The sequence below is a fragment of the Aquirhabdus sp. genome, assembly GCF_046462495.1.
GTDB lineage: Bacteria > Pseudomonadota > Gammaproteobacteria > Pseudomonadales > Moraxellaceae > Aquirhabdus.
In genome coordinates, this window is the sequence record NZ_JBKGVE010000003.1 from 111,513 (window position 1) to 130,197 (window position 18,685).

At 47.3% G+C, this 18,685-nt stretch carries 17 protein-coding genes; 9 read left to right on the forward strand and 8 right to left on the reverse strand.

Features of this window, described 5'->3' with window-relative positions; genetic code table 11:
* The first annotated feature begins 44 nt into the window (after nucleotides 1-44).
* Nucleotides 45-962, forward strand: a complete 918-nt coding sequence (locus tag ACLHG7_RS02210; RefSeq protein WP_410209448.1) for an ABC transporter permease — start codon at nucleotides 45-47, stop codon at nucleotides 960-962.
* On the opposite strand, the gene ACLHG7_RS02215 is transcribed toward ACLHG7_RS02210, so the two are convergent.
* Nucleotides 948-1,145 (reverse strand): hypothetical protein, encoded by a 198-nt coding sequence (locus ACLHG7_RS02215; RefSeq protein WP_410209449.1) that lies wholly within the window; start codon nucleotides 1,143-1,145, stop codon nucleotides 948-950. The genes ACLHG7_RS02210 and ACLHG7_RS02215 overlap by 15 nt on opposite strands.
* Between ACLHG7_RS02215 and ACLHG7_RS02220 the strand changes: the two genes are divergently transcribed.
* Together ACLHG7_RS02220 and guaD are read left to right on the forward strand one after the other, a co-directional pair.
* The gene (locus tag ACLHG7_RS02220; protein WP_410209450.1) at nucleotides 1,144-2,505 is read left to right on the forward strand and encodes an 8-oxoguanine deaminase; all 1,362 of its coding nucleotides are present in this window, start codon (nucleotides 1,144-1,146) and stop codon (nucleotides 2,503-2,505) included. The two genes, ACLHG7_RS02215 and ACLHG7_RS02220, sit on opposite strands and share 2 nt — an antisense overlap.
* Nucleotides 2,506-2,568: 63 nt before the next feature.
* Nucleotides 2,569-3,885, forward strand: a complete 1,317-nt coding sequence (gene guaD, locus ACLHG7_RS02225; protein WP_410209451.1) for a guanine deaminase — start codon at nucleotides 2,569-2,571, stop codon at nucleotides 3,883-3,885.
* 42 nt (nucleotides 3,886-3,927) lie between these two features.
* On the opposite strand, the gene dctA is transcribed toward guaD, so the two are convergent.
* Complete coding sequence (gene dctA / locus ACLHG7_RS02230; RefSeq protein ID WP_410209452.1) at nucleotides 3,928-5,202, reverse strand: C4-dicarboxylate transporter DctA; 1,275 nt, start codon at nucleotides 5,200-5,202, stop codon at nucleotides 3,928-3,930.
* 231 nt (nucleotides 5,203-5,433) lie between these two features.
* Nucleotides 5,434-6,327 (reverse strand): outer envelope protein, encoded by an 894-nt coding sequence (locus ACLHG7_RS02235; RefSeq protein ID WP_410209453.1) that lies wholly within the window; start codon nucleotides 6,325-6,327, stop codon nucleotides 5,434-5,436.
* Between the two features lie 299 nt (nucleotides 6,328-6,626).
* On the opposite strand from ACLHG7_RS02235, the gene puuE reads away from it, so the two are divergent.
* From puuE to uraD, 6 genes are all read left to right on the forward strand, one after another.
* On the forward strand, nucleotides 6,627-7,577 hold the full coding sequence (gene puuE / locus ACLHG7_RS02240; RefSeq protein WP_410209454.1) for an allantoinase PuuE: 951 nt from the start codon (nucleotides 6,627-6,629) through the stop codon (nucleotides 7,575-7,577).
* Between the two features lie 42 nt (nucleotides 7,578-7,619).
* A complete protein-coding gene (gene alc, locus ACLHG7_RS02245; protein WP_410209455.1) occupies nucleotides 7,620-8,642 on the forward strand; it encodes an allantoicase in 1,023 nt (340 codons plus the stop codon).
* Between the two features lie 18 nt (nucleotides 8,643-8,660).
* Nucleotides 8,661-9,182 (forward strand): ureidoglycolate lyase, encoded by a 522-nt coding sequence (locus ACLHG7_RS02250; RefSeq protein WP_410209456.1) that lies wholly within the window; start codon nucleotides 8,661-8,663, stop codon nucleotides 9,180-9,182.
* Nucleotides 9,183-9,205: 23 nt separating this feature from the next.
* Complete coding sequence (gene uraH / locus ACLHG7_RS02255; protein WP_410209457.1) at nucleotides 9,206-9,544, forward strand: hydroxyisourate hydrolase; 339 nt, start codon at nucleotides 9,206-9,208, stop codon at nucleotides 9,542-9,544.
* A 54-nt stretch (nucleotides 9,545-9,598) separates the two neighbouring features.
* The gene (locus ACLHG7_RS02260; RefSeq protein ID WP_410209458.1) at nucleotides 9,599-10,900 is read left to right on the forward strand and encodes a urate hydroxylase PuuD; all 1,302 of its coding nucleotides are present in this window, start codon (nucleotides 9,599-9,601) and stop codon (nucleotides 10,898-10,900) included.
* A gap of 203 nt (nucleotides 10,901-11,103) precedes the next feature.
* Entirely contained in the window at nucleotides 11,104-11,661 is a 558-nt protein-coding gene (gene uraD / locus ACLHG7_RS02265; protein ID WP_410209459.1) for a 2-oxo-4-hydroxy-4-carboxy-5-ureidoimidazoline decarboxylase, read from the forward strand.
* A 113-nt stretch (nucleotides 11,662-11,774) separates the two neighbouring features.
* Here the strand turns inward: uraD and ACLHG7_RS02270 are convergent, their stop codons facing one another.
* The 5 genes from ACLHG7_RS02270 to ACLHG7_RS02290 form a co-directional block, all read right to left on the reverse strand.
* Nucleotides 11,775-12,788, reverse strand: coding sequence for a LysR substrate-binding domain-containing protein (locus ACLHG7_RS02270; protein ID WP_410209460.1), 1,014 nt, complete (start codon nucleotides 12,786-12,788; stop codon nucleotides 11,775-11,777).
* A 203-nt stretch (nucleotides 12,789-12,991) separates the two neighbouring features.
* Nucleotides 12,992-14,275, reverse strand: coding sequence for a replication-associated recombination protein A (locus ACLHG7_RS02275; protein ID WP_410209461.1), 1,284 nt, complete (start codon nucleotides 14,273-14,275; stop codon nucleotides 12,992-12,994).
* Nucleotides 14,276-14,336: 61 nt separating this feature from the next.
* A complete protein-coding gene (locus ACLHG7_RS02280) occupies nucleotides 14,337-14,933 on the reverse strand; it encodes a hypothetical protein (RefSeq protein ID WP_410209462.1) in 597 nt (198 codons plus the stop codon).
* A complete protein-coding gene (locus ACLHG7_RS02285) occupies nucleotides 14,930-16,087 on the reverse strand; it encodes an AAA family ATPase (protein ID WP_410209463.1) in 1,158 nt (385 codons plus the stop codon). The genes ACLHG7_RS02280 and ACLHG7_RS02285 overlap by 4 nt, the downstream gene beginning before the upstream one ends.
* Before the next feature lie 129 nt (nucleotides 16,088-16,216).
* Entirely contained in the window at nucleotides 16,217-18,406 is a 2,190-nt protein-coding gene (locus ACLHG7_RS02290; RefSeq protein WP_410209464.1) for a RelA/SpoT family protein, read from the reverse strand.
* Nucleotides 18,407-18,685: the final 279 nt, after the last annotated feature.

An 18,685-nucleotide genomic window follows, 5' to 3' on the forward strand; every position in this document is an offset into this window, starting at 1 on the left:
AAGAAGCCCTATTTTGAATTATTGGATTTTGAGGAAATAACGCCATGCTTGATTTAGTTCCGATCCTTGCAGGCACGCTCGCAGCAGGCACGCCGCTCATTTTTGCGGGTCTTGGCGAATTAGTCACCGAACGTACCGGAGTCATCAATCTCGGTGTCGAAGGGATGATGCTGATTGGTGCTGTGGCAGGTTTTGCCTGTGCGGCTGAGACAGGTATGGGCGCTGGAGCAGGACTGCTTGCCGGTGCAGCGGCTGGCATGGGAGCCGCGCTGCTCTTTGCCATTCTGGCCTTATCTTTAGCCGCAAACCAAGCGGCATGTGGTCTGGCACTCACCATCTTTGGTGTAGGACTTTCGGCATTTATTGGTCAGCACTATGTCAGTTATAGCCTGCCGGGTCTAAAACCGTGGGATATTCCTCTGCTTTCTGACATCCCCTTTCTCGGCAAGGTTCTCTTTCACCAAGACTTCGTGGTGTATCTTTCGATCATTGCCTTTGGGATCGTCTGGTGGGTACTGGCCAAGACACGCTTAGGGTTATTGCTTAAAGCGGTAGGCGAATCCCCTGAAGCCGCCCATGCAATCGGCTATCCTGTTCTGGCCATTCGCTATGGTGCCACCCTGTTTGGCGGAGCGATGGCCGGTATAGGCGGTGCTTATCTATCGACGGTCTATACCCCACTTTGGGTTGAAAATATGGTCGCCGGGCGCGGCTGGATTGCGATTGCATTGGTGGTCTTTGCCACATGGAAACCCGCTCGCCTGATGCTGGGTGCTTACCTGTTTGGCGGTGTCACCATCTTGCAATTCCAAGCGCAGGCACTGGGCATTAACCTTCCGGTACAGCTCCTAGCGGCCTTACCCTATGTCGCAACCATCGTTGTGCTAGTCGTCATTTCACGTGATCGCAAGGTCCTCCAGATGAATTTGCCTGCATCATTGGGTAAATCATTTTTGCCCTGAGGTGATGCCGATCAGCTTTCCTTGTTTCATCAAAGCCAGATGAAACAAGGAAATAAAACCCACCACGACAGAACCGATAATCTCATCGTATGCATCGCCAGCTAACACTTCTCTCATATAATCCTTGAGAGAAAAATACACCTGCTCCAAAACTGCACCTGCAATGAAATAAGGAAAACCCATGTCTACACTCCTCCTCAAGCATGCCGACGTCGTCATCACCATGGATACTACGCGTCGAGAAATCAAAGATGGCTCCGTATGGATTCGGGATGGTGTGATAGAGGCAGTAGGGAGCAGTGCAGAACTGGCAAAGTATGCTGCCGAGGCAGATGAAGTCATCAATATGACAGGGCGCATTCTGCTCCCGGGATTGATTAATACCCACCACCATATGTACCAAAGCCTGACTCGCGCGATCCCCGGCGCACAAGATGCCGAGCTTTTCGCATGGTTACAGCGACTGTATCCGATCTGGGCAGGACTAACGCCTGAAATGATCAAGGTTTCGACGCTAACTGCCATGTCTGAGCTCATTCTGTCGGGTTGCACCACATCCAGCGATCACTTGTATATCTACCCCAATGGCTGCCGTCTGGATGATTCAATTGAGGCAGCCCATCAAATTGGAATGCGCTTTCATGCCTGCCGTGGCAGCATGAGTGTGGGCGAAAGCCAAGGGGGCCTCCCCCCTGATCATCTGGTCGAAGCAGAAGACTTTATCCTGAAAGACACACAGCGTCTGCTTGAACGCTGGCACAATCCCGAACGTCACGCCATGTTGCGTATTGCTGTTGCACCCTGCTCTCCCTTCTCAGTCAGTCGCGATCTGATGCGTGAGTCCGCAGTACTCGCCCGCTCTTATCATGTCTCTCTGCATACCCACTTAGCTGAAAATGACAACGATATTGCCTATAGCCGCGCCAAGTTCGGCATGACTCCTGCCGAGTATGCAGACTCACTGGGTTGGGTCGGTGAAGATGTCTGGCACGCGCATTGCGTCAAACTCGATCACGCAGGAATTGCACTGTTTGCACGGACAGGCACGGGGATTGCACATTGTCCTTGCTCGAACATGCGACTGGCTTCAGGCATTGCGCCCATTCCAGCGCTTCGGGAAGCAGGCGTTGCTGTTGGACTGGGTGTCGATGGTTCAGCCTCCAATGATGGTGCGCATATGCTCGGTGAGGCACGACAAGCCATGCTGCTTGCACGCGTAGGTCATGGGCAGTCGGCAATGAATGCACGGCAAGCCTTAGAGATGGCCACACTGGGCGGCGCACGCGTATTGGGTCGGGATGATATCGGGGCACTGGCGATAGGCATGTCCGCAGATGTAGTTGCGTTTAGAAGTGATACTTTGGCGATGGCAGGAGGCGCAGTGCATGATCCTGTCGCGGCTTTAGTCTTTTGTGTGCCTCAGCAAGTCGATCTCTCCGTGATCAACGGCAAAGTGGTGGTGCGTGAGGGGCGTCTGACAACGGTTGAACTGCCAGTCTTGATTGAGCAGCACAATCATTTTGCGCGTCAGCTTATGATTTAAGTTTTCTCACAATCGTTATTTCTTTCGAATACGTGCATCATTCATGCACTGAGGCACAGGGTTATGTCATCCGCTTTAACGTTAGTTCGTGGTCAAATTTTGCACTTTCTGAGTGACCCGATTCATGACGATCCGTCGTCGTATGAATACTTCGCAGACGGTGCTTTATGGATTGAGCAGGGTAAGGTTCTCAAAGTCGGCAACTGGGAAACGATCACCTCAAACATCACACCAGAAAAACTAAGTCGGGCAACGCTGTATGACTATTCGGGCAAACTCATCATGCCAGGACTCGTCGATACCCATTGCCACTATCCCCAAGCTAAGGTCATCGGGTCTTATGGGCGACAGCTCCTGGATTGGCTCAATGACTACACCTTCCCCACCGAAGCGGCATTTGCAGATCCCGATGTTGCACTGCGCGGTGCGGAATACTTCGTCAAACGCCTGCTGGCTCACGGTACCACCACCGCCTCGGTCTTTGCGACCGTGCATCCGACATCCGTCGATGCCTTTATGCAAACTGCAGAGAAATATGGCTTAAGAATGCTGTGTGGCAAGGTCATGATGGATCGCCACTGTCCGGATAATCTACGTGACACTGCGGAACAATCGGGAATTGAAAGCCAAGACTTGATTGATCGCTGGCATGGCAAGGGACGTCTACGCTATAGCATCACCCCACGCTTTGCACCGACCTCCACGCCGGAACAACTCCACATCGCTGGTGAGCTCTATCACAGTCGCCCAGATTTACATGTCCAGTCTCATCTTGCTGAAAATTGGGATGAAATTCATTGGGTGCGTAGCTTGTTTCCAGAGCGCTTCGACTACCTGAATGTCTATGAGTACTATGGGTTGACGGGAGAGCGAACCATTTACGGCCACTGCATTCACCTATCCCCGCGTGAAATCCAATCGATGAGTGAGCAAGGCACTGCCGCAGCCTTCTGTCCGACGTCTAACTTATTCTTGGGCAGTGGCTTCTTTGATTACAGTAAAGTAGCCGAAGCCAATGTCCGCATCGGCCTTGCAACAGATGTCGGCGGTGGCACCTCATTCAGCCTGATTCGTACCCTCGGCGAAGCCTACAAAGTCGCTCAAGTGCACAAACAACCGCTGTCCGCACTGCGCGGCTGGTATTTGGCGACCTTGGGCGGGGCTAAAGGGCTTTATCTCGATTCGTTTATTGGTAACTTCACATCTGGTAAAGAAGCCGACTTTATCGTGATCGACACCAGTACAATTGAGGAACTGGATTATCGCCTACAAGGTGTAGAGTCGTTATCTGAGCGGCTTTTTGCGCTGATGATCATGGGCGATGAACGCAATATCTATGCGACTCATATTCAAGGCCATAAAATCTCCTTTGAGGCATAACTCAAAGATCAAGTCATATCAGGGACCTGAGTTAATGAATTCTTAACTCAGGTCTTTAATCGATACGGCATCCAGCATTTTTTGCGCTTGCACCCGATCAATATCTCGCTCCCAAACAGCAATTACCACAGTCGCAACGCAATTGCCTATCAAATTGGTCAGTGCACGTGCAATCCCCACAAACCAATCAATCGATAGAATCAGGACCAGGCCAATGGCAGGAATCGCCGGAATCGCAGACAATGTCGCGGCCAAAATCACGATCGCAGACCCCGGAATGCCATGTGCACCTTTAGACGTCAGTAGTGAGACCAGTAGAATTAACCCTAAATCATGCATGGATAGCGGCGTATTGGTCGCTTGTGCAATGAACACCACCGCCAAACTGAGATAAATCGAAAATCCATCCAAATTGAATGAATACCCAGTTGGAATCACCAAGCCGACCGTTGACTCTTTAATGCCCAATTGGGTGAGCTTACGCATAATTTGTGGCAAGACGGCATCTGAGGATGCCGTACCCAATACGATGAGTAACTCCTCTCTTAGATATCCGATGAGCTTAAAAATATTAAAGCCGACCAACTTCAAGATCAGCCCCAAAATCACCACGATAAAACTGATGCAACTGATATAAAAAACCAGCACCAACATCCCTAACTGCTTGAGGGATGTCACGCCATATTTGGCCGTGGTATATGCAATTGCACCCAGCACGCCCAATGGCGCCAATTTAATAATCATGCCCATGATGCGGAAGAGAATTTGTGACAGACTCTCCAAAAAGTCTGCCACCGGCTTGGCTGGCTCACCAATCATCGACATACCTGCACCAAAGAGCAGCGCGATCAATAGCACCTGCAAAATGTCGCCTTGCGCAAAAGCATCCACAACCGTCGAGGGGATAATATTGAGCAAATAATCAGACACACTATGCAGGCTTTTGGTGCGCTCGACATAAGTCGCCATGGATGTTCCATCCAGCGTCTGGGTATTGATATTCATCCCGACACCTGGCTTTAAGACGAAGGCCATGAGTAATCCCAAAGCCAGTGCCACCGTGGTCACAACCTCAAAATAAAGAATCGTTTTACCGCCTACACGCCCGACTTTCTTCAGGTTACCTGCCCCATAAATGCCAAGCACCACCACGCAAAAGACGATCGGCGCCACGATCATCTTGATCAACTTAATAAAGCCATCGCCAAGTGGTTTTAGATCTAAACCCAAATCAGGCACGATCACACCAATGATGACACCCACAATCAAAGCAAAGAGCACTTGGATAAATAATGATTTTTTGATGAAGGTCAGCATAGATGCTCTCAAAACAAAAAAGCATGCAGTTGCTCAAACAGCGAAACAACCCACGCAAAATAAATGATCTGTCAAAATTAAAGGTGCAATAACCACGCCATCAAGAAACCAGATGGTCGCTATAAATGACTATTTAAAAGCATTATTTTTATGAAATTAACAAGATATCTGCCGTCAAAAAAAATCCCCAAACTGTACGTAAGGGGATATCGTTAAGCTCTTAAGTGCGGATTAAAAATGATATTCCGCTCGGATCATCGGCGTACTTGCCGTTGCACCCTTGCCCGCTTGAGATTCTGGGTTACCGAATTTGTTATGCCAATATTCATATTCAGCACCCACGCGGAACGTCTTTTTAGACATGCCCAGATCAGCACCTAAGTCATACATGACTTGCATATCTACATGAGTTTCGGGCGCGGTTGCACTGCCAAACTCACTTTTCCCTTTAGGTCCGATAAAAAGTGCATAGCCCTCAAAGGATAATGGCAATGAGAACACCGGCATCCCCCAGACCATTTCTAACATCGGATGGGTATCGTAGGTATATCGCTTATCAATCCCCGCAGGGTCATTGCTCTCATTCAGTGCCAATACACTGATTTTAAGAAATCCCGGCACATCCATCATGATGGTCGGTCCAAGCACCAGCATGCGTTTTTTAGAGCCATAACTGTCATTTTTGGTATTAAGATCAAAACCACCGGTAATCCCAAACCCTTGAATCGGACCAATCTTTAAGTCCTTTTTAAACGCTTTGCCTAAATTGAAGGTATTGCGATATACCACATACACCTCTTGAGCGCCGTCTTTAGTGCCTTTGCCCGGATCCTTATCATCCGATAGCAGCACATCCGCATTAAAGAAGTTGGTACCGTATTTATAGCCGCTGACGTGATTTAAAGAGATGATATTCTTACTGATATCCTGACGACTACCATCGGGTTTGTTGTCATAGGGTTCAGCGAATGTGGTGCCATAACGCCATCCCAATGACGTATCACTCCACTCTGCCGCATGAATTTGTGTCCCCAAAGCCAACAGCCCCAGCCCGCAAAGCAGGCTATTTTTTAACTTTTTCGTCGAAATGGCCGTGTTTAAAACGCTGACTGACTGAGCAATCATTATGAACTCCCCCTAAGCTTAAGTGATGGTCTTACTACTAAGTCAATTTTGTGATTAACTTATTTCTTGTTATTCATTTTGCAAAACCCTGACCAATTTTAAGACTATAGATAGTCCCGCATGTTCTCCATAACTGATCTTGTATAAGAAATAAAGCTCTGCCAATATAAGCTAAAATGATCAAAATCACGGATTTATTCCGCCCCCGATTCAAGCAACGCCTAGATAAAACAGATGCTGTTTCCTGCGAAAAATCAATGCATAGGATTCATTTAGCGGTCTTTTGAGGAGCGACAAGCATGTCCAAGTCCATCACCAGCTACCCGCGCGATTTGATCGGTTATGGTGCAACACCACCACATGCCAACTGGCCCAATGGAGCACGCATCGCCGTCCAATTCGTACTGAATTATGAAGAAGGGGGTGAAAACAGCATTTTGCATGGGGACGCAGGATCGGAACAATTCCTCTCCGAAATGTTTAATCCTCCTGCATTTGAAGACAGACATTTATCGATGGAATCCATCTATGAATATGGTTCTCGTGCTGGGGTGTGGCGCATTTTGCATGAATTTGAACGGCGTAATCTCCCCCTGACCATTTTTGGTGTCGGCATGGCTTTAGCACGCCACCCAGAACTGGCACTGAAGTTTCAAGAACTGGGACATGAGATTGCCGCGCACGGCTTGCGCTGGATTAGCTATCAAAACATCGATGAAGCAACCGAACGTGCCCATATGCAAGAATGCATCACGCTTTTCAAAGAACTCTATGGTGCAGCGCCCCAAGGCTGGTATACCGGTCGCGATAGTCCCAACACACGGCGTCTACTGGTTGAACAGAATCAACTCGAACAAGGCGCAATCTTGTATGACAGTGATTATTACGGGGATGACTTGCCCTTTTGGACACAAGTCGAGCTATCGAGCGGCGAGAAAAAACCACACTTGATCGTGCCCTATACCCTAGATACCAATGACATGCGCTTCTCATTGCCACAAGGTTTTGCAACGGGTGATGACTTTTTCCACTATCTCCGGGATGCCTTCGATATCCTCTATGCCGAAGGCAGCACAGCACCCAAAATGCTTTCTATTGGACTGCATTGCCGACTGATTGGACGACCTGGGCGCTTCAAAGCCTTACAGCATTTTTTAGATTATGTGCAAAAACACGATCATGTCTGGGTTTGTCGTCGCGTCGATATCGCAAAGCATTGGATCGAAAACCACCCTTTCCAAACCCCTTAAACGCATATATTGAAATTTCATTTTATTGTAGAGAAACGCCTCATGGATTTTATTGAATCACCTGCCGTTGAACTTCCTGAGTTTGCCAAGACCGGTATGAACCTTGCCGATGGCAGTTTAAATGCCGTCGTCCTTAGCGTAACCGATGAGTTCTTCGCACCGCGCGAGCGTATGCTGAACCCTGCGCCTGCTCGCTTCTATCCTGGGCTGTATGATGACAATGGCAAGTGGATGGATGGCTGGGAGACTCGTCGTCGTCGCAATACCGGTCATGACTGGTGCGTGGTTCGCTTGGCCTATGCTGGCACACTGCTGGGCGTAGACTTTGATACCAGTTTCTTTTCCGGAAACTTTCCACCAGCGGCATCTCTTGAAGGCTGTTTCTGTGCGGAAGGTGAGCCCGATGAAGAGACAACTTGGGTGACGCTGATTGATTCAGTTGCCCTATCTGGAAATCAACATCACTTTCATACGATAGATAGCCAGCAAACGATTAGTCATGTGCGCTTGCATATTTGGCCGGATGGCGGCATGGCACGGCTGCGCATTTATGGTTTGCCATGGTGCAACTGGGAAAATCGGGATTTGAGTCAAAGTTACGACTTAATCGCCCTTGAAAATGGTGGTCGCCAAGTGGCATGGAGCGATGCCCACTACGGTGAACCTCGTCAGATATTAAAACCGGGTCGCGGTAAAGACATGGGAGATGGTTGGGAAACTCGCCGTCGCCGTGAGCCCGGCAACGAGTGGTGCATACTGGCACTTGGACAAGCGGGCACGATTGAAAAAATTGAAATCGATACCGCGCACTTCAAAGGAAATTTCCCTGATCGTTTTTCGATTCAAGCCGCATTTGAAGAAGTGACTTTGGAGCGGGCATTAGTTACGCGCAGTATGTTCTGGCCTTATCTCATTCCTGAACAGCCCCTGACTGCCGATAGTATCCATAGCTATATCAATGAAATCAGTAAGCTCGGGAAAATCAGTCACGTCCGTCTCAACAGCATCCCAGATGGCGGTATCAGTCGTTTACGCCTTTGGGGCAAAGTCGATTCAGTGCAGTGAACACTTAAGGAGCAAGTCATGTCTGACCCGATGACCTTGAAGATTGAGCCATTGACGACTGAATCTTTCGCCCCTTTTGGTGATGTGATTCAGACCGAATCTGCACACTCATTCCTGATTAACAACGGCACGACTGAGCGTTTTCACGCCTTGGCTGCGGTTGAGCTGCTCGAAGAGAATAATGATGTCGCGCGTGAAAACCACTCTCGCGCCATTATCTCTATTTTCCGAGCCGAGGCTCGAAACTTTCCCTTTTCTATCAATATGCTGGAAAAACATCCCCTCGGTAGTCAAGCCTTTATCCCGCTTTCAGGTGAGCCTTATCTGGTGGTTGTGGCAACAGGAACTGACTCTCCTCGGCAGCTTCGCGCTTTTATAGCCACGGCAAACCAAGGGGTCAACTATCACGCTGGCGTTTGGCATCACCCCTTATTGGCTTTGCATAAAACCTGTGATTTTCTGGTGGTCGATCGTCAAGGCTCTGGGGTGAACTGCATCGAAGATGATCTGGATCCATCCTACTTGCTTTCTTATCCATAATCCTTTTTCTCATGGAGTCGATAATGCTGACAATCAGCACGCATGTTCTCGATACCAGTCGCGGCTTACCCGCAGCCGATATCCCTGTGGAACTCGCCATCTGGCAAGATCATGCATGGCATCATTTGGGATCGGGAGTGACCGATCCCGACGGGCGAATCCGCTATTGGGGCGAGCAAGTCTTTGCGCTCATTGGTCACTACCGCTTGACCTTTCACTTAGTCGATTATTTTGCAGCACGTGGACAAGCGGCTTTCTTTCCTGAAGTCAGCCTACAGTTTCAGTCCGATGGTGCACTCAAACACTTGCACGTCCCCTTACTCCTGAATCCATACGGCTATAGCACTTATCGCGGTAGCTAATTTTTTTGATCATTACTTTTAAACATTTACGCTAAAGAAAGCGTGGGAGAAGCCATGAGCGCATATCTGTTGGACTGGCTGAATTTACTGGTTCGTTTTATCCACGTGATCACGGCAATTGCCTGGATTGGCGCATCATTCTATTTCGTCTGGCTCGATAATAGCCTCGCAGAGCCCCCTCAGGAAAAAAAAGACAAAGGAATCAAGGGCGACCTCTGGGCGATTCATGGCGGCGGATTCTATGAGGTCGCCAAATATCAGCTCGCCCCACCAGAGATGCCCAAGCATCTGCATTGGTTTAAATGGGAAGCCTATAGCACGTGGCTGAGTGGTTTTTTATTGCTATCGCTCATGTATTTTTTTGGAGCAACAACCTATCTGATTGATCCCAGCAAGGTTGCGTTCACACCTAAAATCGGCGTAGCCGTAGCGCTTGCCGCCATTTTTGGCAGTTGGTTAATCTACGATGCGCTCTGTCGTACGAACTTCGCACGTACTCAGGGTAAAGCCTTTGCGGCGCTGCTCATCGTACTGATTGGTCTGCTGAGTTTTACGCTCAACCACATTTTTAGTGGTCGTGCGGCTTATCTACTGGTCGGGGTATCGATCGGTACCTGTATGGTTTTCAACGTTTGGCGGGTCATCATGCCTGCTCAAACCAAACTGGTAGAAGCCGTACGCTTCAACAAGACTCCAAATCCAGCCTATGCCCAAGCGGCAAAACTACGCTCATTGCATAACAATTACGGCACCTTACCCATCGTTTTTCTCATGCTAAGCAACCACTATCCGATGACCTATGGCAATGCCCATGCATGGCTGGTACTGGTGATTTTGGTGTTACTCGGTATGTGGGTACGTCATTTTTTCAATCTGCGCCATCATGGCAAAATTCATCCTCCAATCCTGATTAGCGGCTTTATCGCATTCTTCGCCTTGGCCTTCATCTTAAAGCCGCATATGCCAGAAGCTCCCAAGCCCGTGAAACGCGTGCCGCGCATTTCAACGCCAGTGAGTGAAGGTTTACCCCTGAATACAACACCCGCCAGCAGCGCCGTACCAACGGTAACCAACGCGGTTCAAGCGCCTTCAGGGGATATCAACGCGCAAGCACAGTCGATCATCAAAGAACGCTGTGCAGTGTGTCACTCCAAAACACCAACCGACTCAACATTCACGACAGCCCCCATGGGTGTGATGCTGGACAATGAAGCTCAAATGAAGCAATGGGCAGCACGCATTCGCGCCAATGCGGTCGACAGCCACACCATGCCATTTATGAATAAAACGGGCATGACCGATGCAGAACGTGAACAGCTTCGCACATGGCTCGACAGTACCACAAATAAACAATAAATCAATACCCTAGCTCAAACAACACCCATCAGCTCCATGCTGCACGTGCTGATGGGTTTATATGAATTAGCGCAACTTCGGTATATGCATGCACCCACTTGATGCCGTTTACAGAATCTTATACTTTCACCGTATACACAAAGATTGATAGATCAATCCATACAGAAACCCGATACAAATCACCAAGCGCAGGGAAACCTTTTATGACCTTGACCACACTGCCTAAGATCGATGCGCAGCCGACATCGCATATTGCGGTCACCGCACTGTCGAAATTGGATCAATCTGATTTTGTGCTCAAATTAGAAGGCATTTTTGAACATTCACCTTGGGTTGCTGCACGCGCTTGGGCAGATCGCCCGTTCCACAATCGCAGTGACCTTGAACGTGCGCTGCAATCCGCGATGTGGTGCGCAAGCCGTGATGAGCTCTTAGACCTGATTCGTGCTCACCCTGAACTTGCTGGTAAAGCAGCCGCTTCAGGACAACTCACCAAAGAATCTACTCATGAGCAAGCCGGTGCAGGACTTAATGCCTGCACCCCCGAACAACTGATAAAAATCCAGCAACTTAATGCTGCGTATATGGAAAAGTTCGGTTGGCCCTTTATTGTCGCTGTGCGCGGCATGAATGTCGATGCCATCATTGCCGCGATCCAAACCCGGCTTGATCACACGGCGGAGCAGGAATTTGAGCAGGCTCTGCAACAAATCAGCCGTATCGCTAGCCTACGCCTAGATGGACTCTTGATTGATGCCTAACGGATACCTCAGAAAAGGATAATGTCAGCCACTAAAAAAGCACTATACCTTCTGGGTACAGTGCTTTTTTATCGCTACTTTTTCAATCTATCCGCTTTAGTTCAAGTCAGACATTAAGCATAAGCAACATGAGGAGCTGGCTGCTTGGTTGACAATGGTGCTTGAACTTTTGCCGGTGTAGACTGAGGACGTAAATATGCAGACTTGGTATCTCTCATCACCGCAATCACCTGTTCGCGGAACCAACGACACTCTTCGGAATGGTGTGATCGATCATGCCAAAGCAAATAGAATGGAATCGGCGGAAAATCAATGGGAATATCAGAGACCTTAAGCGGCATCAATGAACAGAAATGCTCTGCAAAAATACGCGGGGCAGAAAACACCGCATCCATCTGCATCAGCATATACGGCACCATATTAAAATACGGGACATACACCACGACATTGCGCTTCAAGCGCTCTTTGGCCAGATGTAAATCAATGACGCCGCGCTGCCCTACCGTATACGGTGTCGGCACCAGATGCTCTGCATTCAAATAGGTATCTTTGGTCAGTGTCTGCCCCGCCAATGGATGCGCTTTACGCATCAGGCACACCACTTCATCTTCAAACAATGGTGCTAAACGTAAATGCTCTGGTGGCTGAGGCCAGTTGGCGATCACGCCATCGAGCATCCCTGTTTCTAATGCATTGCTATAGTTAAAATCAGGTCCAAGTGAATGCAGGATCACTTGTGAGTTCGGTGCAAGCCTGCGAATCCGGCTCATCATCTCACCCAGCATCACTGCACTTAAATAGTCCGGTGTTGCCAAGTTATAGACCCGACGTGACTGGCTAGGGTCAAAACGCACCTGTTGAATGCCGATCGCCTCAATTTGGCTCAGCGCGGTACGCACAGGTTCGAGTAATGCTTGTCCACGCTCCGTTGGAATCATACCGTTGCGGCTACGCACCAATAGTTGATCCCCGGTAATTTCACGTAAACGACGAAGAGAAGTACTGACTGCTGGTTGTGACTGGTTCAAACGCCTTGCTGCATTTGACACACTACTTTCCGAAAGCAACGCATACAAAACTTGTAATAAATGAACATCTAACGATTCCCACTTGCTGGAAGTACTCATTGCTCTAACCTCAATTTTTTCGTGATACAGATCATGTATTTTGAAAATGTTTTTTCAGTTTTTAAAATACAGATCGTGCATTTTCAAAATGAAAAACATACTAACCATGTGGTAAGCAATATCCGTTCCAAGAATCCATTTTCACGAAAAAAAAATTCAGGACAATGTGTCACTGTCAAGAGGGTCAAACCATATAGACCTTATTACTTTTTCTTAAAGTTCTGCCACTTATCGCTCATTGCCTTGGCCGTTTCACGCTCACGCGGGTTATCGCCGGCTTGATAAAAAACTGTTCCTTGCAGACGTTCCGGTAAAAACTCCTGCTGTACAAAGTTTCCCGCAAAGTCATGCGCATATTTATAACCCACGCCATAGCCCTGCTCTTTCATTAGGCGGGTTGGCGCATTGCGAAGGTGCATCGGCACAGGAAGCTCTGCAGTTTTCTCAGCCAGATCCAATGCAGCGTTAATCGCAAGATAGGTACTGTTGCTTTTCGGACTGGTCGCCAAATACACCACCGTTTGCCCTAAAATAATGCGGCACTCAGGGTAACCAATCGCTTGCACCGCACGGAAGCACTCTCCCGCAAGGAGCAATGCATTGGGATTGGCATTGCCAATATCTTCCGATGCCAAGATCAGCATACGCCGCGCGATAAATACCGGGTCTTCCCCGCCTTTAATCATACGCGCCATCCAATACAGCGCCGCATCGGGGTCACTGCCGCGCATCGACTTAATGAATGCAGAGACAATATCGTAGTGCTGGTCACCCGATTTATCGTAGCGTACGATATTTTGCTGTGCACTTTGTAGCACCAAATCATTGGTGATCACCACGTCGGCATCTACTGGCTGCGTATCGACGATCAGCTCCAGCAGATTGAGTAGTTTACGTGCATCTCCGCCAGACAACTGCAACAATGCATCCGGTTCGCGCAGCACAATACTGCGATTCTTAAGCTCCGTATCCAGAGTCAGTGCCCGCTCAACCACCGCGATCAGTTCCTCACGACTCAGGCCATGCAGGGTATAAACCTGACAGCGAGATAACAACGCAGAATTCACTTCAAATGAAGGATTCTCGGTGGTTGCACCAATCAGCGTGATTTTGCCCTTCTCAACCGCTGCAAGTAGTGCATCTTGTTGAGACTTATTGAAGCGATGAATCTCATCGATAAACACCACTGGCGGTGCCAATAATCCCGCTTGCTCACCGCCCTGCCCAATCACATCGCGAATATCTTTAACCCCGGCACTGATCGCCGACAAACTAATCAATGGACGATCAACGGCCTCAGCCAAGAGCAGTGCCAACGTGGTCTTACCTACACCGGGTGGTCCCCAAAAGATGATTGATGGCAGGCGCCCCTGATCAACAGCTTGTCTCAGTGGACCATGTTCACCTAGTAGATGCTGCTGACCAATAACATCGGATAAACGACGCGGACGGATACGTTCAGGAAGGGGGATTAGAGAAGCTGTCATAAGTAGTAAATCGATACTCTAAAATAGATTTAATTATATTTCGAACAATGGATAGTAAATACTATAGCGCAGAATACTCTTCTATTCTTCTACATGCACGGGCTAGACTTTGGGAGTTCTGTATGGCGCTTTCGACAGACCAAGTATCATTGACGAATTTAATTAAACACTGGTTGTATCCTATTCCAACTTTGCTCGGACTTCCTCTTGCTGGCAAAATATCAGCTTTGAGTGATCGAGTCCCATAGCGTTGGGTTAATTGTAGTAATGCCCGCTTTGAATCTAAAGTTTCAACATTATTAGGAATCATTGTCAAAGGGGAACCTATGAACCCAGAGAAACCTTCTTTATCTGCCAGAAGCCAACTTTCTATTTCCTTAACCACTACCCGAAAAAAAAACTGGGCAGGTATATTTTTAAAATGTATCCAACTTTCAATTAAACGAGGAGCACAAGATATTTGATCAAGGTCAGTTAAGACTAAAACTGGTAAGATTCTTGCTACACTTATCAAAGACTCTATTTTCTTCTTCAGCTCTTGATTTCCATTTGTGACAATTGAAGCTACGATAGGAACGGTCGGATGATAATGTGATAATATTTTTACAGCTACAGCATTACTAAGTTGATCTTCAACTGCAATATAAAAACCCTTCATTCCCAGAGTCCCATTTGTTCTATAGTTTCTGGACGAGTTTTAGGAAGAACTACATCAGCGATTGTAAGCCCTGCATCCAAACCAACTTGTTCAACTTCATCAATTTTCCTAGCTTTTGTTCCCTCTTTTTGGGGCTCTAAAACAATGACCCCACGATAGTCAATTCCGCTATTTCTTAACAATGCTTGGCTATGCGTTGTAATAATAATTTGTCTTCTAGCTTTTCTATTGCTACGTTGGATCGTATCAATTAATAAAGGTATTTGTTCAATAACACCCTCATTAAGGGAAATTTCTGGTTCTTCTAATAGAAGCAACCCTGATCCATCTTGCAATGACCATAAAATCCCCAATAAGCGTAAGGTACCATCGGAGAAAGTGTCCTCTCTTTGCCACCCAGCATTTGGACGATAATGCTCATAAAGAGCCTCCAAATGTGGATGACCCATTTCATCCTGAGAAAAGCGTAACTCTTTAAAGCGCGGAACTGCTTTAGATAATGCAAGAGCAATTTTGCCAAGTCGAGAATCACGAACTCGCTTAGGGGTCTTAGCAATTCTTTCTAAAAATCCTTGACCAAAAGGATCCCCTTCTATTCGATTACCGCCAATAACATCGCCAAATTTCAACAACTGGGGAACTAAATGCAAATAGGTAATATTTGCAAAAAAGTCTGAAACTTCTCTAAATTTTTTATTTGCTCTAGTTTGTTCTAATGCAGTTTCTGTCAATAACTGTCGATCTACCTTGTCTTCATCATCTGGTCTACTTAACAATTTAGTATCGCCTTGCCAAACCTCTTCTGTCGAAATAAGTATTCGATGATTACCCCTACCCTCTGCCTTGAAACCCAAGACATATCGCCAACTTATAAGGTCATCATCAGGTTGGTCAACGAAGTGGAATTCAAGTTTTATTTCAGTATCTTGACGGCTATGTAAGCACCTGAGTTTTGAGATATTACCTCGATCTTTAACTGCTTTTTGCAACCCTCCACCATCCGCTTTGCAGATATCTCTCATAAACCTTAAGACATCAAGAGAGTTGGACTTACCTGAGGCATTAGGACCAATAACGTATGATATTAATGACATATTAATCTCCGCTTCGCGGAAATTACGCCAATTTTTAAGTTTTAATATTTTAATATACACAACCAACCTCATTTAATTGATCTAGTTAATCAACATATTATGTTCATAACATAGAAAAAGAATATTGAATAACGTTTTTTGAGGTAATTGCTATTTTTATAATTTAAATACCAATGTAGACGTAGATTATTAAACCCCAAACCGCGTCACCCTCGGAAAATCCAGCAAAATCCGCATTTCCTGAATTAAGCGAGCGAGATGATTACGATCACGGACTAAAACAGAGAGGTTGCTCGATTCTTCCAAGCTTTCTAAACGCTCAACCCCACCTTGAAACTGGCGGATCAAATAAATGAGCTGTGTGCTTTCTTCATCAGTGATCGGACGATCGATTTTGAGGTGTACAGGGAAACGCGGGTCGGTATCTGTAGCGGTTTGCCAATGTAATCTCACCACATTTTCAGGATGGCGATTGAGTTCATGCTTTAAATTCGGACAACGTCTGCGATGAACCACAAGCCCACGTCGGGTCAAATGACCATCGATGCGGTCACCGAGAATAGGAATACAGCACGGTGCATAGCGCACATCCAAACCATCAGTACCAACAATCAAATTATTGGATTGATTGACATGCAATGAATTTTCAGCAATGGCTGCACCATGCGACTCGGAAAGATGCGTGAGCAGTCGGGTCGCAACCATTTGCGGCAAGAGTGCGCCGAGCGCAATTTTTTCAAAGAGTTGGGCTTTGCCTTTTAGATGCTGCCAGTCCAATACACCTAACCAATCTTCATCAGACAAACTTTGAATATCAATTTGATACAGTTGCAACGCACGGCTTAAAGCTTGTTGGCCCAAGGCCAAACGATCCGTGGGTTCAGAGGCTTTAAGCACTTGCTGGATGGCACGTCGTGCCTTACCCGTATTCACAAAGCCCAACCAGTCTGGATTAGGAGTTGCTAGATCATCCGTAATGATCTCGATCACTTGTCCGGTACTGAGTGGTGTCGCCAGTGGACAGGGTTGACCATCGATAGTTGCAGCAATGGCATGATTACCCAGATATAAACTGGCGGCATAGGCAAAATCAACCGCAGTCGCACCTTGCGGGAGCTCATGCAAATCGCCATCTGGTGTATAGACAGAGATTTTTTCACGATGCAGATAATCCAGCAGTGCATCAAAAGTATTGGTCGCACAATCTTTATCGATCAGCTCACCTAAATTACGTAGCGAAGCCTGAATCGCAGAACGCGATGACTGCGGTGCAATATCACCCAGTACCACGCCCAATTGCGCGGCTTTACGCATTAACTGAGTACGGAGCGTGATGTCAAGTCTTCCCCGCTCATCACTGAGCGATAACTGCAGTGCTTGATTACCGCCGGGTAGTGGATTACGAATATGATCGGTCAATTGTGACCATAAGAAATGCTCACGAACCACCGCTGCAAACTGATCGCATTCCGCGATGCTTTCAAGTTCTATCTCATAAGCGTGGGTATGCAATAAGGTCGGAATATCCGCATGTTCATTTAAGAAGCGCTGATAGAGTGTAATGTCATTATTAATACAAATCGGGGTGCCGTGTAAGTGATGTTCCGCAATAAAGCGCCCGATCTCACCTGCCCAATGCTGCTTTGCGCGCAGTCGGTCATCGGTACTTTGTACCAACTCATCATGCAAGCGTTTAAACAGCTCAGGCTCTAGATTTTCATAACACAGAATTTCAAGCTGATCGGCAATCTCATTGACACCAACCAAGCGCCCCATCGGGACAAAAATATTCAAGGTTTCCGAAGCAATCGCCCGTCGCCTATCAGGCTTGAGCGCCGCAAGGGTCGACATATTATGGAGACGATCGGCAAGCTTGATCACGATGACGCGAGGATCATTTAAGGTCGCGGTCAGGATTTTACGTAAGGTTGCAGCTTTATTATCATTTTTATCATTGGAAACCGTGAGCTTGGTCAAGCCATCGACAATATCCGCAACGGTTTGTCCAAAACGCTGTTCAATTTCTTCTTTACTAACTTCAGTATCTTCAATCACATCATGTAGTAGCGCAGCCATCAGGCTTTCAGTATCGAGCCGCATATTGCCCAATACTTCTGCCACCGCAATCGGGTGAACAATATAAGGCTCACCACTTTTGCGTGTTACGCCTAAATGGGCAGTATCGGCAAAAGCGCAGGCATCCATGACTTGTTTAATTTGCGAGTCAAGCAGATATTCACTAAGCGTCGCCCGTAGACCAGCCGTCAAGTCTGGAAGATGACTCCAACTTGAATGGGTAAAGCCTGCTTTTTCAAAAGCAGTTGGCTGGACGCGCCCTTGATTTAACTCAAGTTCACGATCTGGCGTCGCGGTTGTCATGGGTGGTCAACTAGGCAAATGAATACGAATATAACGAACACACCTAAATGAAACGCATATCACGGTATATTGTCAATGAATATAAGCTATTTTTTTATCAGAATAAACAAAATACCGCCACGTCTATCGACTAATTCGCGACTTGGTCGCACTAGAGTAAAGCAACTTTATCATCTCGTAAGTTAAAGCACATCGAGCATAAGTATAGTGATGCACTATCCTTTCACGTACAATTGATTCGAAGAGACACGCAAACTGGATCCACGACAGATTCAAAAT